General features: G+C 57.3%; 17 protein-coding genes. 3 read left to right on the plus strand and 14 right to left on the minus strand.

Annotation, left to right across the window (positions count from 1 at the left end; all coding sequences use genetic code 11):
• Positions 1-13 precede the first annotated feature (13 nt).
• Positions 14-496 carry a type 3 dihydrofolate reductase gene (folA, locus tag ACMGEE_RS15260; RefSeq protein ID WP_253455320.1) on the minus strand — a complete coding sequence of 161 codons (483 nt, stop codon included), beginning with the start codon at positions 494-496 and terminating at the stop codon, positions 14-16.
• A 185-nt stretch (positions 497-681) separates the two neighbouring features.
• Here folA and ACMGEE_RS15265 point away from each other — a divergent pair, with 185 nt between their 5' ends.
• Complete coding sequence (locus tag ACMGEE_RS15265) at positions 682-1,296, plus strand: LysE family transporter (RefSeq protein WP_253455321.1); 615 nt, start codon at positions 682-684, stop codon at positions 1,294-1,296.
• A 143-nt stretch (positions 1,297-1,439) separates the two neighbouring features.
• On the opposite strand, the gene ACMGEE_RS15270 is transcribed toward ACMGEE_RS15265, so the two are convergent.
• The 8 genes from ACMGEE_RS15270 to ACMGEE_RS15305 all read right to left on the minus strand — a co-directional run bounded on the left by ACMGEE_RS15270 (position 1,440) and on the right by ACMGEE_RS15305 (position 11,093).
• Positions 1,440-2,192: an acid phosphatase gene (locus tag ACMGEE_RS15270; protein WP_369895561.1), complete on the minus strand. Its 753-nt coding sequence runs from the start codon at positions 2,190-2,192 to the stop codon at positions 1,440-1,442.
• A gap of 170 nt (positions 2,193-2,362) precedes the next feature.
• Complete coding sequence (carB, locus tag ACMGEE_RS15275; protein ID WP_253455323.1) at positions 2,363-5,590, minus strand: carbamoyl-phosphate synthase large subunit; 3,228 nt, start codon at positions 5,588-5,590, stop codon at positions 2,363-2,365.
• A gap of 14 nt (positions 5,591-5,604) precedes the next feature.
• On the minus strand, positions 5,605-6,747 hold the full coding sequence (gene carA, locus ACMGEE_RS15280; protein WP_301251485.1) for a glutamine-hydrolyzing carbamoyl-phosphate synthase small subunit: 1,143 nt from the start codon (positions 6,745-6,747) through the stop codon (positions 5,605-5,607).
• A gap of 454 nt (positions 6,748-7,201) precedes the next feature.
• Positions 7,202-8,017, minus strand: coding sequence for a 4-hydroxy-tetrahydrodipicolinate reductase (dapB, locus tag ACMGEE_RS15285; RefSeq protein WP_436830298.1), 816 nt, complete (start codon positions 8,015-8,017; stop codon positions 7,202-7,204).
• Positions 8,018-8,250: 233 nt separating this feature from the next.
• A complete protein-coding gene (locus tag ACMGEE_RS15290; protein WP_253455326.1) occupies positions 8,251-8,475 on the minus strand; it encodes a hypothetical protein in 225 nt (74 codons plus the stop codon).
• Between the two features lie 784 nt (positions 8,476-9,259).
• The gene (locus ACMGEE_RS15295) at positions 9,260-9,802 is read right to left on the minus strand and encodes a 1,2-dihydroxy-3-keto-5-methylthiopentene dioxygenase (RefSeq protein WP_253455327.1); all 543 of its coding nucleotides are present in this window, start codon (positions 9,800-9,802) and stop codon (positions 9,260-9,262) included.
• Positions 9,799-10,485, minus strand: a complete 687-nt coding sequence (mtnC, locus tag ACMGEE_RS15300) for an acireductone synthase (RefSeq protein WP_436830299.1) — start codon at positions 10,483-10,485, stop codon at positions 9,799-9,801. The genes ACMGEE_RS15295 and mtnC overlap by 4 nt, the downstream gene beginning before the upstream one ends.
• Positions 10,482-11,093: a methylthioribulose 1-phosphate dehydratase gene (locus tag ACMGEE_RS15305; protein WP_301730733.1), complete on the minus strand. Its 612-nt coding sequence runs from the start codon at positions 11,091-11,093 to the stop codon at positions 10,482-10,484. The genes mtnC and ACMGEE_RS15305 overlap by 4 nt, the downstream gene beginning before the upstream one ends.
• A 143-nt stretch (positions 11,094-11,236) precedes the next feature.
• On the opposite strand from ACMGEE_RS15305, the gene ACMGEE_RS15310 reads away from it, so the two are divergent.
• Both ACMGEE_RS15310 and ACMGEE_RS15315 read left to right on the plus strand, forming a co-directional pair.
• A complete protein-coding gene (locus ACMGEE_RS15310) occupies positions 11,237-12,397 on the plus strand; it encodes a pyridoxal phosphate-dependent aminotransferase (protein ID WP_436830300.1) in 1,161 nt (386 codons plus the stop codon).
• On the plus strand, positions 12,385-13,152 hold the full coding sequence (locus ACMGEE_RS15315) for an amidohydrolase (protein ID WP_394148908.1): 768 nt from the start codon (positions 12,385-12,387) through the stop codon (positions 13,150-13,152). The genes ACMGEE_RS15310 and ACMGEE_RS15315 overlap by 13 nt, the downstream gene beginning before the upstream one ends.
• Before the next feature lie 42 nt (positions 13,153-13,194).
• Here ACMGEE_RS15315 and ACMGEE_RS15320 read toward each other — a convergent pair whose 3' ends face one another.
• The 5 genes from ACMGEE_RS15320 to ACMGEE_RS15340 form a co-directional block, all read right to left on the minus strand.
• Positions 13,195-14,517 (minus strand): nucleobase:cation symporter-2 family protein, encoded by a 1,323-nt coding sequence (locus ACMGEE_RS15320; RefSeq protein WP_436830301.1) that lies wholly within the window; start codon positions 14,515-14,517, stop codon positions 13,195-13,197.
• Positions 14,518-14,611: 94 nt separating this feature from the next.
• Positions 14,612-14,947 (minus strand): hydroxyisourate hydrolase, encoded by a 336-nt coding sequence (uraH, locus tag ACMGEE_RS15325; RefSeq protein WP_436830302.1) that lies wholly within the window; start codon positions 14,945-14,947, stop codon positions 14,612-14,614.
• A gap of 28 nt (positions 14,948-14,975) precedes the next feature.
• Entirely contained in the window at positions 14,976-15,470 is a 495-nt protein-coding gene (uraD, locus tag ACMGEE_RS15330) for a 2-oxo-4-hydroxy-4-carboxy-5-ureidoimidazoline decarboxylase (RefSeq protein ID WP_301253357.1), read from the minus strand.
• Complete coding sequence (gene hpxK, locus ACMGEE_RS15335; RefSeq protein ID WP_369895574.1) at positions 15,460-16,743, minus strand: allantoate amidohydrolase; 1,284 nt, start codon at positions 16,741-16,743, stop codon at positions 15,460-15,462. Before hpxK ends, uraD begins: the two co-directional genes overlap by 11 nt.
• On the minus strand, positions 16,743-17,981 hold the full coding sequence (locus ACMGEE_RS15340) for a pyridoxal-phosphate-dependent aminotransferase family protein (RefSeq protein WP_436830303.1): 1,239 nt from the start codon (positions 17,979-17,981) through the stop codon (positions 16,743-16,745). The genes hpxK and ACMGEE_RS15340 overlap by 1 nt, the downstream gene beginning before the upstream one ends.
• Between the last annotated feature and the right edge of the window lie 15 nt (positions 17,982-17,996).

The raw sequence follows: 17,996 nt of genomic DNA on the forward strand, positions 1-17,996 counted from the left end.
AGTGTAAAGTTACTTACTGTCGACGGTCCAGAATTTCAAAGCAGTAGCTGTGCGTGTTTTTCTCGTCAGCGTCGTGAAATTCGCTAAAGGTCGACTGCCACTCATCCGGCTCATAGTCCGGGAAAATCGTGTCGCCTTCGACTTCCGCATCAATATGCGTCAGATACAGGCGATCCGCGCGCGGCAGCAGCTGTTCATAGACGCGCCCGCCGCCAATCACCATGATCTCTGCCACGTCGCCCGCCGCTTTCAGCGCTTCCTCAATGGAAGTGACCCAGCGCACGCCTTCCGCATCGCCCTGCTGGCTGCTGATCACAATATTCAGCCTGTCCGGCAGCGGACGGCCGATCGACTCAAAGGTGCGGCGTCCCATAATGACCGGTTTGTTCAGGGTGTGCTTTTTAAACCAGGCCAAATCGGCTGGCAGATGCCACGGCATGGCATTTTCCATCCCGATAACGCGGTCGGTCGCCATGGCTGCAATCAGGCTTATCATCTGAGAATACTCACAAGGTGTAAAATTGGCGCCATCATACGGAAAGGCGAAAGTTTCGTCGATAGCAAAACCTGGCGAATTAAGTAAAGGTTTAGCGGCGCCGTGTTATTTATTAGCGCTTCAGGCTAAAATAGCCACGGCAAACCCTTTGGGGTTTCTCTCTTCTGCTGAATTCTGAGAACACCATGTTAGAAACCAGTTTACTTATCGTCACTATTGCGACGCTGGGCATGCTTTCGCCCGGCCCCGATTTTTTTCTGATTATCAAAAATGCCGCGCGCTATCCACGCCGCGCCGCGCTGATGACGGCGCTTGGCGTTAACTGCGCCGTGGCAACGCATATGACCTATTGCGTCGCCGGGCTGGCGGTGGTGATCACCACCACGCCGTGGCTGTTTATGCTGCTGAAGTATGCCGGGGCGGCTTATCTGATCTACGTCGGCATCCAAGCGCTGCTTTCACGCGGCGGCAGCAAGATGGACCTCAGCAACGTCGCGGCGGAAAGCACCTCGTTAAAGAAAGCCTTTATGCAGGGCTACCTTTGCAATCTGCTGAATCCTAAGGCCACGCTGTTTTTCCTGTCGATGTTTACGCAGGTGCTGAACGTGCATTCCAGCCTGGGCGAGAAGATTTGGTATGCAGGCATTATTATCACGCTCTCTTCCATCTGGTGGCCGACGCTGGTGGTGCTGATCCAAAGCCCGCCCGTACGCCGTGGCCTGGCCCGCGCGCAGAAGCTGATCGACAGGCTGCTGGGCACCGTGCTGATCGCTTTCGGTATCAAAGTCGCGCTCTCCTGATTAGCGGGGGATAAGCGAAGGCCCGGTTGGCATTGTTGGCAACCGGGCCTTTTTACTTTGCGGCTTTAGCGACTATACGGCAGCAGCAATACCTACTTCCCACGCGCGGACGGGGTAAAACCACAGGGTTATTCTGCGGTGGGTTATCTGTCGAGGTTTCCGGCCAGCGTCGTCTGACGTTTAAACTCGTCCTTCGCTTTTTGTAACTGTCGCATAAAGCTTTCATCGGCATGCAGACGAGCCACGACAGCCCCGCCGACGATGCGGGCGGCGTTAACATCGCTCTGCCAGTGATAGCCGCAAATTACCCGGCTCTGGCCCATTTCATAGCCGCGCTTGAGGATTTCATTCTGTCTGGCGGGGTTTATTTCGGTCAGCACCAGCGCCGTAGCCCAGCCAATTGTTGTATGCCCGGAAGGATAAGCGCCGTTGGTAGACAGCTCCTGCTGCTGATCGGTGCGGCAGGTCGGTTCCTGATAAAAAGCAAAAGGACGAATGCGCATATAGCGAATTTTGGCGCTGCGGGTGGCCAAATCGCCGGCATCCTCACGCATTTTCATCACCAGCCGATAAAGCTCCGGCGTTTTACTCTTGCTGATTTCTCGTCCAAACGCGCCGGAAAAAGCCGCGGCCACGCCATCGCCTGCGACATGCGCATCTTGCCACGCCTGCTTGCCCCGGGGCGTATCGCGCAGGCTTTTGCCCAGCTCGTACTGCGCTTTGTCGTTAAGAAATTCGATGCTGTCCGTCGCGGGCGGCGGCGGCAACAGCGTCAGGCTGTCGGGGGATTGCGCCTCCTGCAGGAAATAAAAGTCAGGTTGCGTGGTAACGTCTTTCGCCGCAAAGGCCTGCGAAAAAAAGGCCATGCAGGCCAGAGCTATTAAGCGTTTTTTCATTGTTTCATCCCTGATGTTGAGTAAAAGCGCCGACGGTTCGGCAACGGGACAAGCCTATAGCATTTTTTGGCGCATCAATTTTAAAGGCGTCACAAAACGGGTTATTGGGGCGGGAACGCGGCGGAGATAAAAAAATCCCCGCCGTAGCGGGGATGGGCAGAGAAAACGCTTTAAGCCTGTTTGATCTGCGCGTGCATTTCCTGCACGGAGATCACCTGCTCAGTCGGATCGGCATTCAGCGACATAGCCGTCGCGAAACCGCCGTTCAGCGTGGTGTCATAGTGCACCTTATACTGCAACGCGCTGCGGCGGATCAGTTTGGAATCCTCAATCGCCTGGCGTCCGGCCGTGGTGTTAACAATGTAGGCATATTCCCCGTTCTTCAGGCGATCCTGAATATGCGGGCGGCCTTCGTGCACCTTGTTAACCAGACGCGGATTGATGCCCGCTTCGCCCAGCACTACCGCCGTGCCGTGGGTGGCGTCCAGCTCAAAGCCCAGCTTTTGCAGCTTAGCGGCCAGATCCACAATACGCTTTTTGTCGCCTTCGCGAACGGAGAGCAGCGCGCGGCCGCTTTTCTTCATATTGCTTTGCGCGCCCAGCATCGCTTTAGAGAAAGCTTCGGCAAAGGTGCGGCCAACGCCCATGACTTCGCCGGTGGAGCGCATTTCCGGGCCAAGGATAGGATCGACACCCTGGAATTTATTAAACGGCAGTACCACTTCCTTCACCGAATAATAAGGCGGGATCACCTCTTCCGTTACGCCCTGCTCTGCCAGCGTTTTGCCCGCCATCACGCGCGCGGCGACTTTCGCCAGCGGCACGCCGGTCGCTTTAGAGACAAACGGCACGGTACGCGCGGCGCGAGGGTTAACCTCAATCAGATAGACTTCGTTATCTTTTACCGCGAACTGCACGTTCATCAGCCCGCGCACGCAAAGCTCAAAGGCCAGTTTCTCGACCTGCTGACGCATCACGTTCTGGATCTCTTTGCTCAGCGTGTAGGCTGGCAGTGAACAGGCCGAATCGCCGGAGTGCACGCCAGCCTGCTCGATGTGTTCCATGATGCCGCCAATCAGCACGCGCTCGCCGTCGCAGATGGCGTCAACGTCCACTTCCACCGCGTCGTCCAGGAAGCGATCCAGCAGCACCGGCGCATCGTTGGAAACAGAAACCGCCGTCTGGAAATAGCGCTTCAGGTCAATTTCGTCATAGACGATTTCCATTGCCCGGCCGCCCAGCACGTAGGAAGGACGCACCACCAGCGGATAGCCGATAGCCACCGCTTTTTCCACCGCCTGTTCCAGCGCCGTGACCGTTGCGTTGGCTGGCTGCTTCAGGCCCAGGCGATCCACCGCCTGCTGAAAACGCTCGCGGTCTTCGGCGCGGTCAATCGCATCCGGGCTGGTGCCGATAACCGGCACGCCTGCGGCTTCCAGCGCGCGCGCCAGCTTCAGCGGCGTCTGGCCGCCGTACTGCACGATCACGCCTTTTGGCTTCTCGATGCGCACGATTTCCAGCACGTCTTCCAGCGTGACCGGCTCAAAGTAGAGGCGGTCAGAGGTATCGTAATCGGTAGAGACGGTTTCCGGGTTGCAGTTAACCATAATGGTTTCATAGCCGTCTTCGCGCAGCGCCAGCGCGGCGTGCACGCAGCAGTAGTCAAACTCAATGCCCTGACCGATACGGTTTGGCCCGCCGCCCAGCACCATGATCTTGTCGCGATCCTGGTTGGGATTGGCTTCGCACTCTTCTTCATAGGTGGAGTACATATAGGCGGTATCGGTAGAGAACTCCGCCGCACAGGTATCCACGCGCTTGTAAACCGGGTGCAGATTATACTGCTGACGCAGCTTGCGCACTTCTGATTCCGCCACACCAGCCAGCACGGCCAGGCGCGCGTCGGCAAAGCCTTTACGCTTCAGGGTACGCAGGAAATCGGCGGTCAGGCCGTTGATGCCTTCGCGGGCAACCTGCTCTTCCAGCCGCACCAGCTCTTCGATCTGCACCAGGAACCAGCGGTCAATATTGGTCAGATTGAAGACGCCGTCCACGGACATGCCCGCGCGGAACGCATCGGCCACATACCAGATACGGTCACAGCCGGCATCTTTCAGCTCGCGGCGAATGGTGGTCAGCGCTTCCGCATCGTTCAGGTCAACTTTCGGGTCGAAACCGTGCGCGCCTACTTCCAGGCCGCGCAGTGCTTTCTGCATTGATTCCTGCAAGGTGCGGCCAATCGCCATCACTTCGCCCACGGACTTCATCTGCGTGGTCAGACGATCGTTGGTGCCCGCAAACTTTTCAAAGTTGAAGCGAGGGATTTTGGTGACGACATAGTCGATGGAAGGCTCAAACGAGGCCGGCGTGCGGCCGCCGGTGATATCGTTCATCAGCTCGTCCAGCGTATAGCCGACGGCCAGCTTGGCGGCGATTTTCGCAATCGGGAAGCCGGTCGCTTTGGAAGCCAGCGCCGAAGAGCGGGAAACGCGCGGGTTCATTTCGATAATGATCAGACGACCGTTTTCCGGGTTCACCGAGAACTGCACGTTGGAGCCGCCGGTTTCCACGCCGATTTCACGCAGTACCGCCATCGAGGCGTTACGCATGATCTGGTACTCTTTGTCGGTCAGCGTCTGCGCAGGCGCTACGGTGATGGAGTCGCCGGTATGGATGCCCATCGCGTCAAAGTTTTCAATGGAGCAGACAATGATGCAGTTGTCGTTTTTGTCACGTACCACTTCCATTTCATACTCTTTCCAGCCGATCAGCGATTCATCAATCAGCAGCTCGTTGGTTGGCGACAGATCCAGCCCGCGCTCGCAAATCTCTTCAAATTCTTCGCGGTTGTAAGCGATACCGCCGCCGCTGCCGCCCATAGTAAAGGAGGGACGGATAATGCATGGGAAGCCGACGTCTTCAGCAACTTTCAGCGCTTCTTCCATATTATGGGCGATACCGGAACGTGCGGTTTCAAGGCCGATTTTCTTCATCGCCTTATCGAAACGCTGGCGGTCTTCCGCTTTATCAATTGCATCCGCCGTGGCGCCAATCATGGTGACGTTGAACTCTTCCAGCACGCCCTGACGCTCCAGCTCCAGCGCGCAGTTCAGCGCGGTCTGGCCGCCCATGGTCGGCAGCACGGCATCCGGACGCTCTTTCTCAATAATTTTGCGCACCACTTCCCAGTGAATCGGTTCGATGTAGGTGGCATCGGCCATTTCCGGGTCGGTCATGATGGTCGCCGGGTTGGAGTTCACCAGGATAACGCGATAGCCCTCTTCGCGCAGCGCTTTACAGGCCTGCGCGCCAGAGTAGTCAAATTCACAGGCCTGGCCGATAACGATCGGACCCGCGCCCAGGATCAGGATACTTTTTATGTCGGTACGTTTTGGCATTCTTTCGCTCCTGATTATTTATTTGAACGGTAGGCTTCGATCAGTTCGATAAAGTGATCGAACAGCGGTGCGGCGTCGTGTGGGCCAGGGCTGGCTTCGGGATGGCCCTGGAAACTGAACGCCGGCTTATCCGTGCGGTGAATGCCCTGCACCGTGTGGTCAAACAGCGAGGTATGGGTAATACGCAGGTTCGCTGGCAGGTTGTTGTTGTCTACGGCAAAACCGTGGTTTTGCGCGGTGATCATCACGGTATTGTTGTCGTGATCTTTCACCGGATGGTTGCCGCCGTGGTGGCCCAGCTTCATCTTCACCGTTTTCACATCGCTGGCCAGCGCCAGCAGCTGATGGCCCAGGCAGATGCCGAATACCGGGATCTCCGTTTCCAGGAAAGTCTTAATCGCGGCGATAGCGTAGTCGCAGGGTTCCGGATCGCCAGGGCCGTTAGAGAGGAAGATCCCGTCCGGGTTCATCTTCATTACCTCTTCCGCAGGCGTTTGCGCCGGGACAACCGTCAGGCGACAGCCGCGATCCACCAGCATCCGCAGGATATTTCGCTTCACGCCGTAATCGTAGGCCACCACGTGGAAAGGCAGCTCCTCTTCTTTCTTCGGTGCAGGCAGGCCATCCAGCGTCCAGCTGCCCTGTAGCCACTTGTAGGTTTCTTGCGTAGTGACTTCCTTCGCCAGATCCATGCCCTTCAGGCCTGGAAAAGCTTTTGCTTTTTGCAGCGCCAGCTCGGCATCCGGCGCGTCGCCTGCGATGATGCAGCCGTTCTGCGCGCCTTTTTCACGCAGCAGACGGGTCAGCTTACGCGTGTCGATATCGGCAATGGCGACAATATTCAGACGCTTCAGGTAAGCGGAAAGCCCCTCTTCATTACGGAAGTTGCTGGCGATCAACGGCAGGTCGCGGATAACCAGGCCTTCAGCATGAACCTGGGCGGATTCTTCATCGGCGATATTGGTGCCGACATTGCCGATATGAGGATAAGTGAGAGTAACAATCTGGCGGGAATAGGAAGGATCAGTGAGGATTTCTTGATAACCGGTCATTGAAGTGTTGAAAACAACTTCACCCACTGCCGTTCCTGTTGCCCCGATGGCCCGACCGTGGAATTGGGTTCCGTCTTCCAGAACCAATAGCGCTGACTTAATCAAAACATCCTCCAGAGAATAAACAGTCACATTATTTGCATATTAATTCAGGATACACCTTTAAATCAATGCAAAACCTGCCTGCCTGCTCGATTTTTGGCAAATTGCGCGCATTCTAATGATCGCCCCGGCTGATGTCTACCCTGAAGCGGAGTTTTTCATTGTTTTTTGTGCCACTGGCGTAAAAAGATGATGATAGCCACCAAAAACAGCAACTATCGTGGTGATAAAAACGGTTGCCTGACGAAATGAATGGGAAAAATCCAGATAGCCCGAAAAATAGTGGACCAAATGGTCAAAATTAACAAATCAACCCTGTAAAAATGCAGAAAAACACCTAAAAACAACTTTTTGTTAAAAATACCATCTAAATATTATTTATATGCACAAATAAAAAAGGGCAGCAAAACTACCCAATTAAAACAGCAACTTAAAAAAATATCCAGACTCTTACTTATCAATTATTATCAATATTAAGCACATTCCTCATATCAAAAAGACCTTCTTTACTCGCAAAAACCCAGGATGCAGCACGAACAGCGCCTTTTGCAAAGGTCATACGACTTGAAGCCTTGTGCGTTATCTCTATACGCTCGCCAATATCCGCAAACATCGCGGTATGCTCGCCGACGATATCGCCTGCCCGTACGGTAGCAAAACCAATGGTTTGTGGCTTACGTTCGCCGGTGTGCCCTTCCCGACTGTAGACCGCATGCTCTTTAAGATCCCAGTCCATGGCGTCCGCTATCGCTTCGCCCATCGCCAGCGCGGTGCCGGAAGGCGCATCAACCTTATGGCGATGGTGCGCTTCGATAATTTCGATGTCCGCATAATCGCCCATCACCTGCGCGGCCTGCTCCAGCAGCTTCAGCACCAGATTGACGCCCACGCTGAAGTTGGCGGCAAAAACGATGGCTATCTCTTGCGCAGCCGCGCCGATCGCCGCCTTACCGGCCTCGTCAAAGCCGGTGGTGCCGATGACCATCGCTTTTTTGTGCTGACGACAAAACGCCAGATATTCCAGCGTGCCTTCGGGACGGGTAAAGTCGATCAGGACATCAAACTCATCGGCAACCAGCCGATCGCTGACCTTCACGCCCAGCGTGCCGGTTCCGGCCAGCTCGCCCGCATCAACCCCGACCAAAGAAGAGCCGTTACGCACCAGCGCGGCTCCCACGCAAACGCCTTCCGCTTCGTGAGCGGCCTGAATTAACTGACGCCCCATGCGTCCCGCTGCGCCAACAATAGCCAGACGGATCTGTGCCTCATTCATAATGTTTCCCTTAATTCTGTGCATACAAAACGAAGACAGGTTAACGACACCTTAAGCGCCGCGCCACTAAAAAACACAGGACAGCGCGCGCCTGGCAAAGCTTTCAGGCGGACGGAGAACCGGAAGTGCCGTGTAACAAACTGACGGAAGGCAAACTGGCCCGGACGCCGCGTTATAGCAGCGCCCGCAGGTTAAAATAACGGCATCATTTTATGGGCCATGAAAGATCGTGACTACAGGGGGGGTTCTGGTGTTGTTGTTGGTGCTGGTGTTGTTGGTGCTGGTGTTGGTGGTGTTTGTGCCCCTGAACACAGACAGTTCATCAATACCAGCCCGCCCAGCAAAAAGAAACCTACTTTGAATAGGTTGGCGGTTAACGCAAGGTTGGCCTGACTGAGATCGCATAAAAAGCTTCCGCCGCTGACGCGGGTGGCTTCTGTTCGGGTTATTTCTCTCATTTTAATTTCCTTTTAAAATTGAGCGGTGCCACACAGAAATAGCAGCGTGAGGCACGACTTATCACCTGAAAATAGTATATCCCCTTCTGACAGAGCAAAATCATACTACGTCTGATAAAACATTCCCGTCAAAATAAATATGTACCCTGCAGTAAAAAAATAAAAAACAGGCAAGATTCATTAACAATAAGAAAATAACCAATCAAAAGAGGCTTAAACATGGTAATTTCAAGCCACTACATGAAAAATTGAGAAATGAAGTGTTTAAAGCGCCCCATCAGAACGAATACAACTTTCAGACCCTTAACTGCAAACCCTAACCGCAAACCCTAACCGCAAGCCCTTAACCGCAAACCCTGACTGCAAACCCTGACTGCAAACCCTGACTGCAAACCCTGACCGCAAACCCTGACTGCAAACCCTAACATTAGGCATTAAAGTTTAAATATTAAAAATCAATATTTTAAGATGAAAACCAAAAATATTTATTATCGATTTATCTACCATCCTTTCCCGGCTATTAATTAGCATTATAATATTCAGTTATATATTTAAATATTTAAAAGACCTTCCAAAACCACTGCATTAATTATTTCCAGCAGAAGCACATAAGAAACGAAAAGAACTACTTTTAAAGCACCATTGAAAACAGGTGGCCCAGTTGCTAATGAGTAACTGTCTTATTTTATTGGCGCTCCGGTTACCTGATTGAGATAAACCCGGGCGGCCAGTCTGTCCGCCCGTTTTGTAAAACGGCCATTTTCATCATGGCTCAGAGATTTGCTTACGGCAGTCGCGGATAGGCATCGGCAATCCTGTCGCCGGTAAAATTCGCAATCCAGCCTTCCTGATTGTCGAAAATACGGATAGCGGTAAAGTGCGGTGACGATCCCATATCAAACCAGTGCGGCGTTCCCGCAGGCACGGAGATTAGATCGTTCTTTTCACACAGGATTTGATAAATATGCCCGTCCAGATGCAGGCAGAACAGCCCCGCCCCCTCCACGAAGAACCGCACTTCGTCCTCGCCATGCGTATGTTCGGAAAGAAACTTTTCCCGCAGCGTCTCTTTCTGCGGATTGTCCGCGCGCATACTGATTACGTCCCAGCTCTGGTAACCTTTTTCCGCCACCAGCCGATCGATAGCGTGCTGATAAGCGTTTATAACCGTTTCCGGCTGCGGATCCACGCCTAAATCGCGATCCGCCTGCCAGCGCTCAAAACGCACGTTTTTGCCACTCAGTTTCTGACGGATCGCTTCTTCATCGGTACTTTGCCAGATCGGCGTTTTCGCTTCGCTGTCGGTAAAAATGGTCAGTGCGCTCATACAAACGACTCCAGAGTAAGGTGATCGAACCGGTTGACCTGAGGATGATGGCTGACGTCATCCGCTTCATCGCGAATTAACTGCACGGTATGCCAGCCCGCTTCCCGAGCGGCGTCCAGCTCCTGACGAATATCGGATAAAAACAGCAGCTCGCCCGGTGCCAGCCCGATATCTGCGGCAATATTGCGGTAAGAGTCCGTTTCGCGCTTGGCCCCGACGTGCGTATCGAAATAGCCGCTGAACAACGAGGTAATATCACCCTCGTCGCTGTAGCCAAATAACAATTTCTGCGCAGCTACCGAGCCGGATGAATAAACATACAGCCCAATGCCGGCCTGGTGCCAGGCTTTCAGCGCGGGCAGCACGTCCGGATAGAGATGGCCGGTAAAGCTGCCGTTAAGATAGCCGTCGCGCCAGATCATGCCCTGTAACGCTTTCAGCGCGGTGGATTTGCGGTCTTCATCCATAAAACCGAACAGCACGGTGATTAAATCCTCTACCGTGGCCTGCGGCTGCGCGATTTCATCACGCAGATCGCTCAGCGCCTGCGCCACCTCTTCCCGGTGCTGAAAAGCGGCAATAAAGGCCGCCAGATTTTCGCGCGCATACGGGAAAAGCACGTTGTGTACGAAGCGAATATCGCTGGTGGTGCCTTCAATATCGGTGACAATAGCGCGGATCATTGGGCCTCCAGAAGCCGACGTTGTAATTCACACTGGAAAAGGAACTCCAGCCCTTCAAGATGGCGACGCGCTTCGTTCACGTCTCTTCCCCAGCAGGTCAGGCCGTGGCCGCGCAGCAGGAAACCGTAGCGCAGCGGATGGCCTTCCGCGTACTGCTCAATACGTTTCGCCAGCGCCTCAATATCCTGATCGTTATCGAACAGCGCAATAGCCACCTCTTCCAGATGCGAGCTTTGTCCGGCCAGCGTTTTCTGCATTTCATAGCCTTGCAATACTAATGCGGCGCGTTTCTCAACTCTTGAGAGTACGGTCGCGTTCACCGTATGAACGTGCAGTACGGCACCCGCTTCGGGAAACAGACGATAGATTAGCGTATGCAGGCCCGTTTCTGCGGAAGGCCTGCGGCCGGAAGGCGCATGGTTAGTGGCGATGGCGACCTGAATAAAGTCCTCGCGGGTTAGCGAACCTTTGTCTTTGCCGGATTCGCTCAGCAGGCAAAACTCGCTGTCCTGCCGCACCGACATATTGCCGCCGGTGGCGGGCGCCCAGCCTTTGGCACCGATCCAGTGGCAGGCCGCCACCAGCCGATCTAATTGCGATGTTGTCATAACCTTCCTTTTCAACCGCTAAGCACGGCATATTCTTATCGTTTAGACGTCTAAGCGTCTTGATTGCCAAATATTAGCACTGACGTTATAGTGGCAGCAACGGGCTAAAACATATCCATAGCGTTCCGCAAGGGTGACTAATCATGAGCCAGACGCCGATTAAGCCTGAGAGCAAACTCCCCGCTCTGGGCACCACTATTTTTTCGCAAATGAGCGCGCTGGCGCAGCAGCATAACGCCATTAATCTTTCTCAGGGCTTCCCGGATTTCGACGGCCCGGACTATCTGAAAGCGCGCCTGGCGCATCACGTCAGCGCTGGCGCCAACCAGTATGCGCCGATGACCGGCGTGCAGCCGCTGCGGCAGGCGATTGCGGCTAAAACGGCGGAGCTTTACGGGCATAAACCCGACGTCGACAGCGAAATCACGGTGACGGCAGGCGCGACCGAAGCGCTGTATGCCGCCATTACCGCGCTGGTGCGGCCGGGCGATGAGGTGATCTGTTTCGATCCCAGCTACGACAGCTATGCGCCAGCGGTGATGCTGGCTGGCGGCGTGATGAAGCGCATCGCTTTGCAGCCGCCGGCTTTTCGTGTCGACTGGCAGGAATTTACCGCGCTGCTGTCGCCTCGTACCCGTCTGGTTATCCTCAATACGCCACACAATCCTTCCGCTACCGTCTGGCAAAAAAGCGATTTTGCCTCGCTGTGGCAGGCGGTGAAAGCACAGGAAATCTATGTGCTGAGCGACGAGGTTTACGAGCATATCTGCTTTGCCAAAGAGGGCCACGCCAGCGTGCTCGCCCATCCGCAGCTGCGTGAGCGCGCTATTGCCGTTTCCTCGTTTGGCAAAACCTTTCATATGACCGGCTGGAAGGTCGGTTACTGCGTGGCGCCGCCAGCCTTAACGGCGGAAGTGCGCAAGGTGCATCAGTATCTGACCTTTGCCGTCAACACGCCCGCACAGCTGGCATTGGCCGATATGCTGAAGGCCGAACCAGAGCACTACCGCGAGCTGCCGGCGTTTTATCGTGCCCGCCGTGACCGTTTTGTACAGGCGCTGGCGAAAAGTCGCCTGAAAATCCTGCCGTGTGAAGGCACCTACTTTCTGCTGGCCGACTACAGCGCCGTTTCCGATTTGGATGACGTCGCCTTTTGCCAGTGGCTGACCAAAGAAGCGGGCGTGGCGGCGATCCCGCTGTCGGTTTTCTGCGCCGGGCCTTTCCCTCATAAACTCATCCGTCTGTGCTTTGCCAAACAGGAAGCCACGCTGGATGCGGCAGCGGAGCGGCTATGTCAGCTTTAAACCTGAGCGTGCTACAGCAGCCGCTGGTCTGGATGGACGGCGAAGCCAATCTGCGTTTTTTTGACGAGCTGTTAGCCGGATTAACGGGCCGCGACCTGATTGTACTGCCGGAAATGTTTACCACCGGCTTTGCGATGGAGGCGGCGAAAAGCTCGCTGCCGGAAGCGCGCGTGGTGGGCTGGCTACAGGAGAAAGCCCGCGCGGCTGATGCCATGATCGGCGGCAGCGTCGCCGTTCAGACGCCCGCGGGCGCGGTCAATCGCTTCCTGCTGGCGGAGCCGGACGGCACGGTACATCGCTATGACAAGCGTCATCTGTTCCGCATGGCTGGCGAGCACCAGCATTATCTGGCGGGCGAAAAGCGGGAAATCATAGCGTTCCGCGGCTGGCGCATTCTGCCGCAGATTTGCTATGACCTGCGCTTTCCGGTGTTTTCCCGCAGCCGCAACGATTACGATCTGGCGCTGTATGTCGCCAACTGGCCGGCAGCGCGTGCGGCGCACTGGCAGGCGTTGCTGCTGGCGCGGGCGATTGAAAATCAGGCTTACGTAGCCGGTTGCAATCGCACCGGCCATGATGCCAACGGCCATAGCTACAGCGGCGACAGCCGGATTATCAGCCCGCAGGGCGAAATCCTGGCGGCTGGCGAACCGCATCAGCCAGCGGTACTGAGCGCCGAGCTGTCGCTGGATTCGCTGCGCGAATATCGGGAGCGTTTTCCGGCCTGGCGCGATGCGGACGAGTTTAGTTTATAAGCCGTTGCTGCCCGGCATTGCATAGCCTGCTGGCTGAATGCTTCAGCCCGATCGGCTTTCCTGCACGCTTACCTTTGCTGTAACGCTGTTAAACATAATATTTAGCAGCACGGCTACGACACAGGCGGCGCTGATGCCGGAATGGAAAATCGTTCTGACCCAGTCAGGGAAGCGGTCGTAAAAGGTCGGCATCACGATGGGGATCATGCCAAACGCAATGGCCGTCGCCACCACCACCAGGTTCATATTCTCTTTGTAATCGACCTTTGCCAGCGTGCGGATACCGGATGCCGCGACGGTGCCGAACAATACCACGCCCGCGCCGCCCAGCACCGGAGCGGGAACGGCCGCGACTATCCGGCCCAGCACGGGCAGACAGCCAAGCAACACCAGGATCGCGCCGCCCGCCGCCACTACATAGCGGCTTTTGATGCCGGTAATGGCGACCAGGCCAATGTTCTGAGCGAAGGCGCTCTGCGGAAAGGAGTTAAACAGCGGCGCGAGCGCGCTGGTCAGCATATCGGCCCGCAGCCCGCTGGCGATGCGTTTACCGTCAACCTGCGTACCGACAATGTCGCCGATAGCGATCAGCCCGGCAGTGGTTTCGGTAAGCAGCACCAGCACGATCAGCGTCATCGACAGGATGGCCGCCACGTCGAAAACCGGCAGCCCAAAGCTGAGGATGCCGGGCAGCGCCACCACGTCGCCATGCAGCACGCCCGAAAACTGCGTTTTACCGCCTGCCACAGCAAACAGCGTGCCCAACACCATAGCCGCCAGCACGGCCAGCCTTTTTATCGCGGCGTTGCCTACGCGATGAAACAGCAGCACCATCCCCAGCGTCAGCGCGGCCAGCCCGATATTGCCCGGCGAGCCCCATTCCGGCGCATGTGGATTGCCGCCCATCGCCCAGCGCGCGGCGACCGGCATCAGCGACAGGCCGATCACCGTAATCACGGTGCCGGTCACCACCGGAGGAAAAAAGCGGATGATATGGGCAAACAAAGGAGCAATAAGCAGACCAATCAGCGAAGAGGCGATCACCGCGCCGAACACCACCGGCAGGCCGCCGCCGCTGGTCACTAACGTCACCATGGTCGCCACGCCCGCGAAAGAGACGCCCTGCACCAGCGGCAGACGTGAGCCGAAACCGGGCACGCCCAGCGCCTGGAGCAGCGTGGCGCAGCCGCTGACAAACAGCGCCGCCGTCACCAGCATCCCCAGTTCGGCGGCGTGCAGCCCGGCGGCCGAGCCGATAATCAACGGCGGCGCGATAATGCCGCCGTACATCGTCAATACATGCTGCAATCCCCAGGCAAAAGATTTGCCTGCCGGGTAACGCGTATCTTCTGGCCTGGCGCTCATGTTTACCCCTCACTGCTGCACTCGCCGCAAAGGCGGTGCTGGTTATTAATCTCTCCCCAACATCATTCAGGCTGCGGCCCGAAGGATAAAAGGATCAGCTGCCGCGATAGGTAGACCACGACCACGGCGAAATCAGGAAAGGCAGGTGATAGTGGCTGCCCGCTTCCGGCAGCACGAAATCGATTTGGGCGCTGACGTAGAGCGCGTCGCGGCCGTCGGCGGCAAAATAGTCGCCGATCTCAGCAATTAAGCGGTAATGGCCCGGTGCCAGCGGCTCGGGCGTTAAGTCTGTGATGCGGCCATCCACATCGGTATCGCCCTGCGCCACCGGCAGCCAGCCCTGACTGCTGTTCTGCTCCAGCGAAACGGCGACGCCAATCGCCGGTTTGCCCAGCGCGGTATCCAAAATATGCGTGGTGATGGTGCTCATTGAACTCTCCTGTGCAAATGTAGCTGGGTTAGCGAAACGTCTCTTTTAAACGCAGCAGAGTGATTTCCCGTAGCTGATCCAGCGCTTCCTGCTGCTCCTGTTGCGGGTCGTTGGCGAGGCGTCGATGCAGTTCGGCCAACATCTCTCCGGCGCTTCGCCCTTTGGCGCGGATTAAAAACACCCGGCCAAAACGCTGTTCGTAAACGGCGTTTCCTGCCCGCAGCGCCTCTTTCAGCGCGGCATCCGCCTCCTTAACGCTGCCCTGCTCGCCGCTGGAAAGCGCGGCCTCTTTGTCGCTGCCCTGCGCCTTTTCACCGATACGTGGATGCGCGGAAAGCGCCTTGTCCAGCGCCTGACCGTCCCAGCCGCTCGCCAGCTGCTCGCCGGTTTGCAGCAGCTCGTCCAACGAGGCGAAAGGGCGTGCGGCCACTAATTCTTCCACCCAGCTTGCCAGCGCGACGCAGTGGGCGATGTGCTTTCTGGCCTCGGCGACCGGGGCCTGATTAAACTGTTCAGGCGACACGCTGACCTCCTGTGCTGTCTGCTGACAGCGCTATCTCGCTCACCGCTTTCGTCCAGGCGCGAACCGCCAGCGCCACGTCTTCCACCCTGACCGATTCCGCCGGATGGTGGCTGATGCCGCGATCGCAGCGGACAAACAACATGCCGACCGGCCAGCGCTCCGCCATGGCAATGGCGTCGTGACCCGCGCCGCTGGGCAGCGAAAGCGAGCGGCCCTGCACCGCCGTTACCGCCTGGCTCAGCGCCGCCTGAAGCTTTTCGTCACAGCGCGTCGCCGGGATCTGGTAATACTCTTCGGCGCTGAAGCTTAAGCCGCGCCGCAGCGCTATCGCTTCCGCCTGGGTCAGCAGCGCCGACAGCAGTTCAGCCAGCGCCCGATCTTCCGGCCCCCGCACGTCCAGGCTCAGCGCCACCTCGCCGGGGATCACGTTGACCGCGCCGGGCTGGCACTGCAGCGTCCCCACCGTTGCCACCAGCTGCGGGCCGTGCTTTGCCGCAGCCTGTTCGATAAACACCATCCATTCCGCTGCCGCCGCCAGCGCGTCTTTACGATGCGTCATCGGCACCGTGCCCGCATGGCCTGCCTCACCGACAAACCGGCAGTTCAGGCGGCGTGCGCCGTTGATCGCCGTGACCACGCCCAGCGCCAGGTCTTCCTGCTCCAGGCACGGCCCCTGCTCTATGTGCAGCTCCAGATAGGCGACGATATCTTTTACCTCACGCGCCGCCTCGCCAATCGCCTGCGCATCCAGCCCGACGTCGGCCATCGCCTGCGCCACGGTGATGCTGTTGCCGTCGGGATGGCTGACCCAGCTTTCCGGCCAGCTTCCGGTCAGGCCGCGACTGCCCAGCAGCGTGATGCCGAAGCGCGTTCCCTCTTCGTCGCCAAAGCCGACGATTTCCACCGCCAGCGGCAGCCGCAGATTTTGCCGGTGCAGCGCCTGCACGGCTTCAATCGCGGTCAGCACGCCGAGCATCCCGTCGTAGCGGCCCGCGTTGCGCACGGTATCCAGATGCGATCCCAGCAGCAGCGCAGGGGCATCGGGCTGCTGCCCTTCATAGCGTCCGCAGATATTGCCGACGCTGTCCTGCCAGACGCGCATTCCCGCCGCCGCCATCCATTCCCCTACCAGCCGGTTGGCCTGGAGGTGTTCAGGCGACAGATAGACGCGGGTGAGCGCGTCCGCCGTTTCGCTGATTTCCGCCAGGCGATCGCAGCGCGCCATCACCCTGGCCGCCGCCTGCTGCGCCTCTGCAAGATTGAGTGGCTCCATCAGCGGCTCCCGGCGGCATAACGATCCCAGGCCGCCTGCATCGCCGCGCCCTGAGGCGTTTTATAACCCAGCCAGGTCAGCACCGATTCCAGCGCGCTCAGCGTCTGCATCACGCAGTCTTTACGGGCGTTATAGCCCATGGTGCCGATGCGCCAGACCTTGCCGTGCAGCGGGCCGAACGAGGTGCCGATTTCAATGCCGAAGTCCTCAAGCATCAGCTTGCGCACCTGGTCACCGTTAATGCCCTGCGGGATGACCACGCCCAGCACGTTGTTCATTTTGTGTTGCAGGTCGCCGAAGGTTTCCAGCCCCATGCCCTGAATGCCTTTCAGCAGCGCGTCGCCGTGCAGCTCGTGGCGGGCGATGCCGTTATCCAGGCCCTCCTGCATAATCAGCCGCGCGCATTCACGCGCGCCGAACAGCGCCGACGTCGCTTCGGTGTGGTGGTTCAGCCGCTCCGGCCCCCAGTAATCCATGATCATCCCCAGATCGAAATAGTTGGAGTAGATCATCTCGTCGTCGCCATCCTGATGCGCCGCCGTGCGGATCCCTTCCTCTACGCATTTGCGTTTGCGGATCGCGGCTTCCATTTCCGGGCTTAGCGTGATCGGCGAAGTGCCGGACGGGCCGCCAAGGCATTTCTGCATCCCGGCGGAGACCGCGTCCAGTCCCCAGGCGTCGGTTTCCAGCGCGTTGCCGGCCAGCGAGGCCGTGGCGTCGGTATAGAACAGCACGCCATATTTTTTACAGATGCCGCCCAGATCGGCCAGCGGTTGCAGCATGGTAGTGGAGGTATCGCCCTGCACGGTCAGCAGCAGACGAGGGCGCACGGTTTTGATCGCGTCTTCAATGCGATCCGGCGTGAAGACTTCACCCCACGGCGCTTCGATGGTGTGCACTTCCGCGCGGCAGCGGCGGGCGATCTCGCACAGCAGATGGCCAAAGCGGCCAAAAACGGGCACCAGCACCTTATCGCCAGGGCGGATCGCCGACAGCAGAATAGCCTCGATGCCCGCGCGCGAGGTACCGTCAACCAACAGCGTCCAGCGGTTCTGCGTGCGAAACACGCCGCGATACAGTTCCATCACCTCGTTCATATAGTGCGTCATGGCCGGATCGTACTGCCCAAGCAGCTGGCTGGACATGGCGCGCAATACGCGAGGATCGGCGTTGATTGGCCCAGGCCCCATCAACAGGCGCTGCGGCGGATTAATTTGCGGATAGCGGGTTACATCCATTTCGTTTCCTTCTCT

Origin of the sequence: Erwinia artemisiae, assembly GCF_051400835.1 — a bacterium.
In the GTDB taxonomy this organism is placed as follows: Bacteria; Pseudomonadota; Gammaproteobacteria; order Enterobacterales; family Enterobacteriaceae; genus Erwinia; species Erwinia aeris.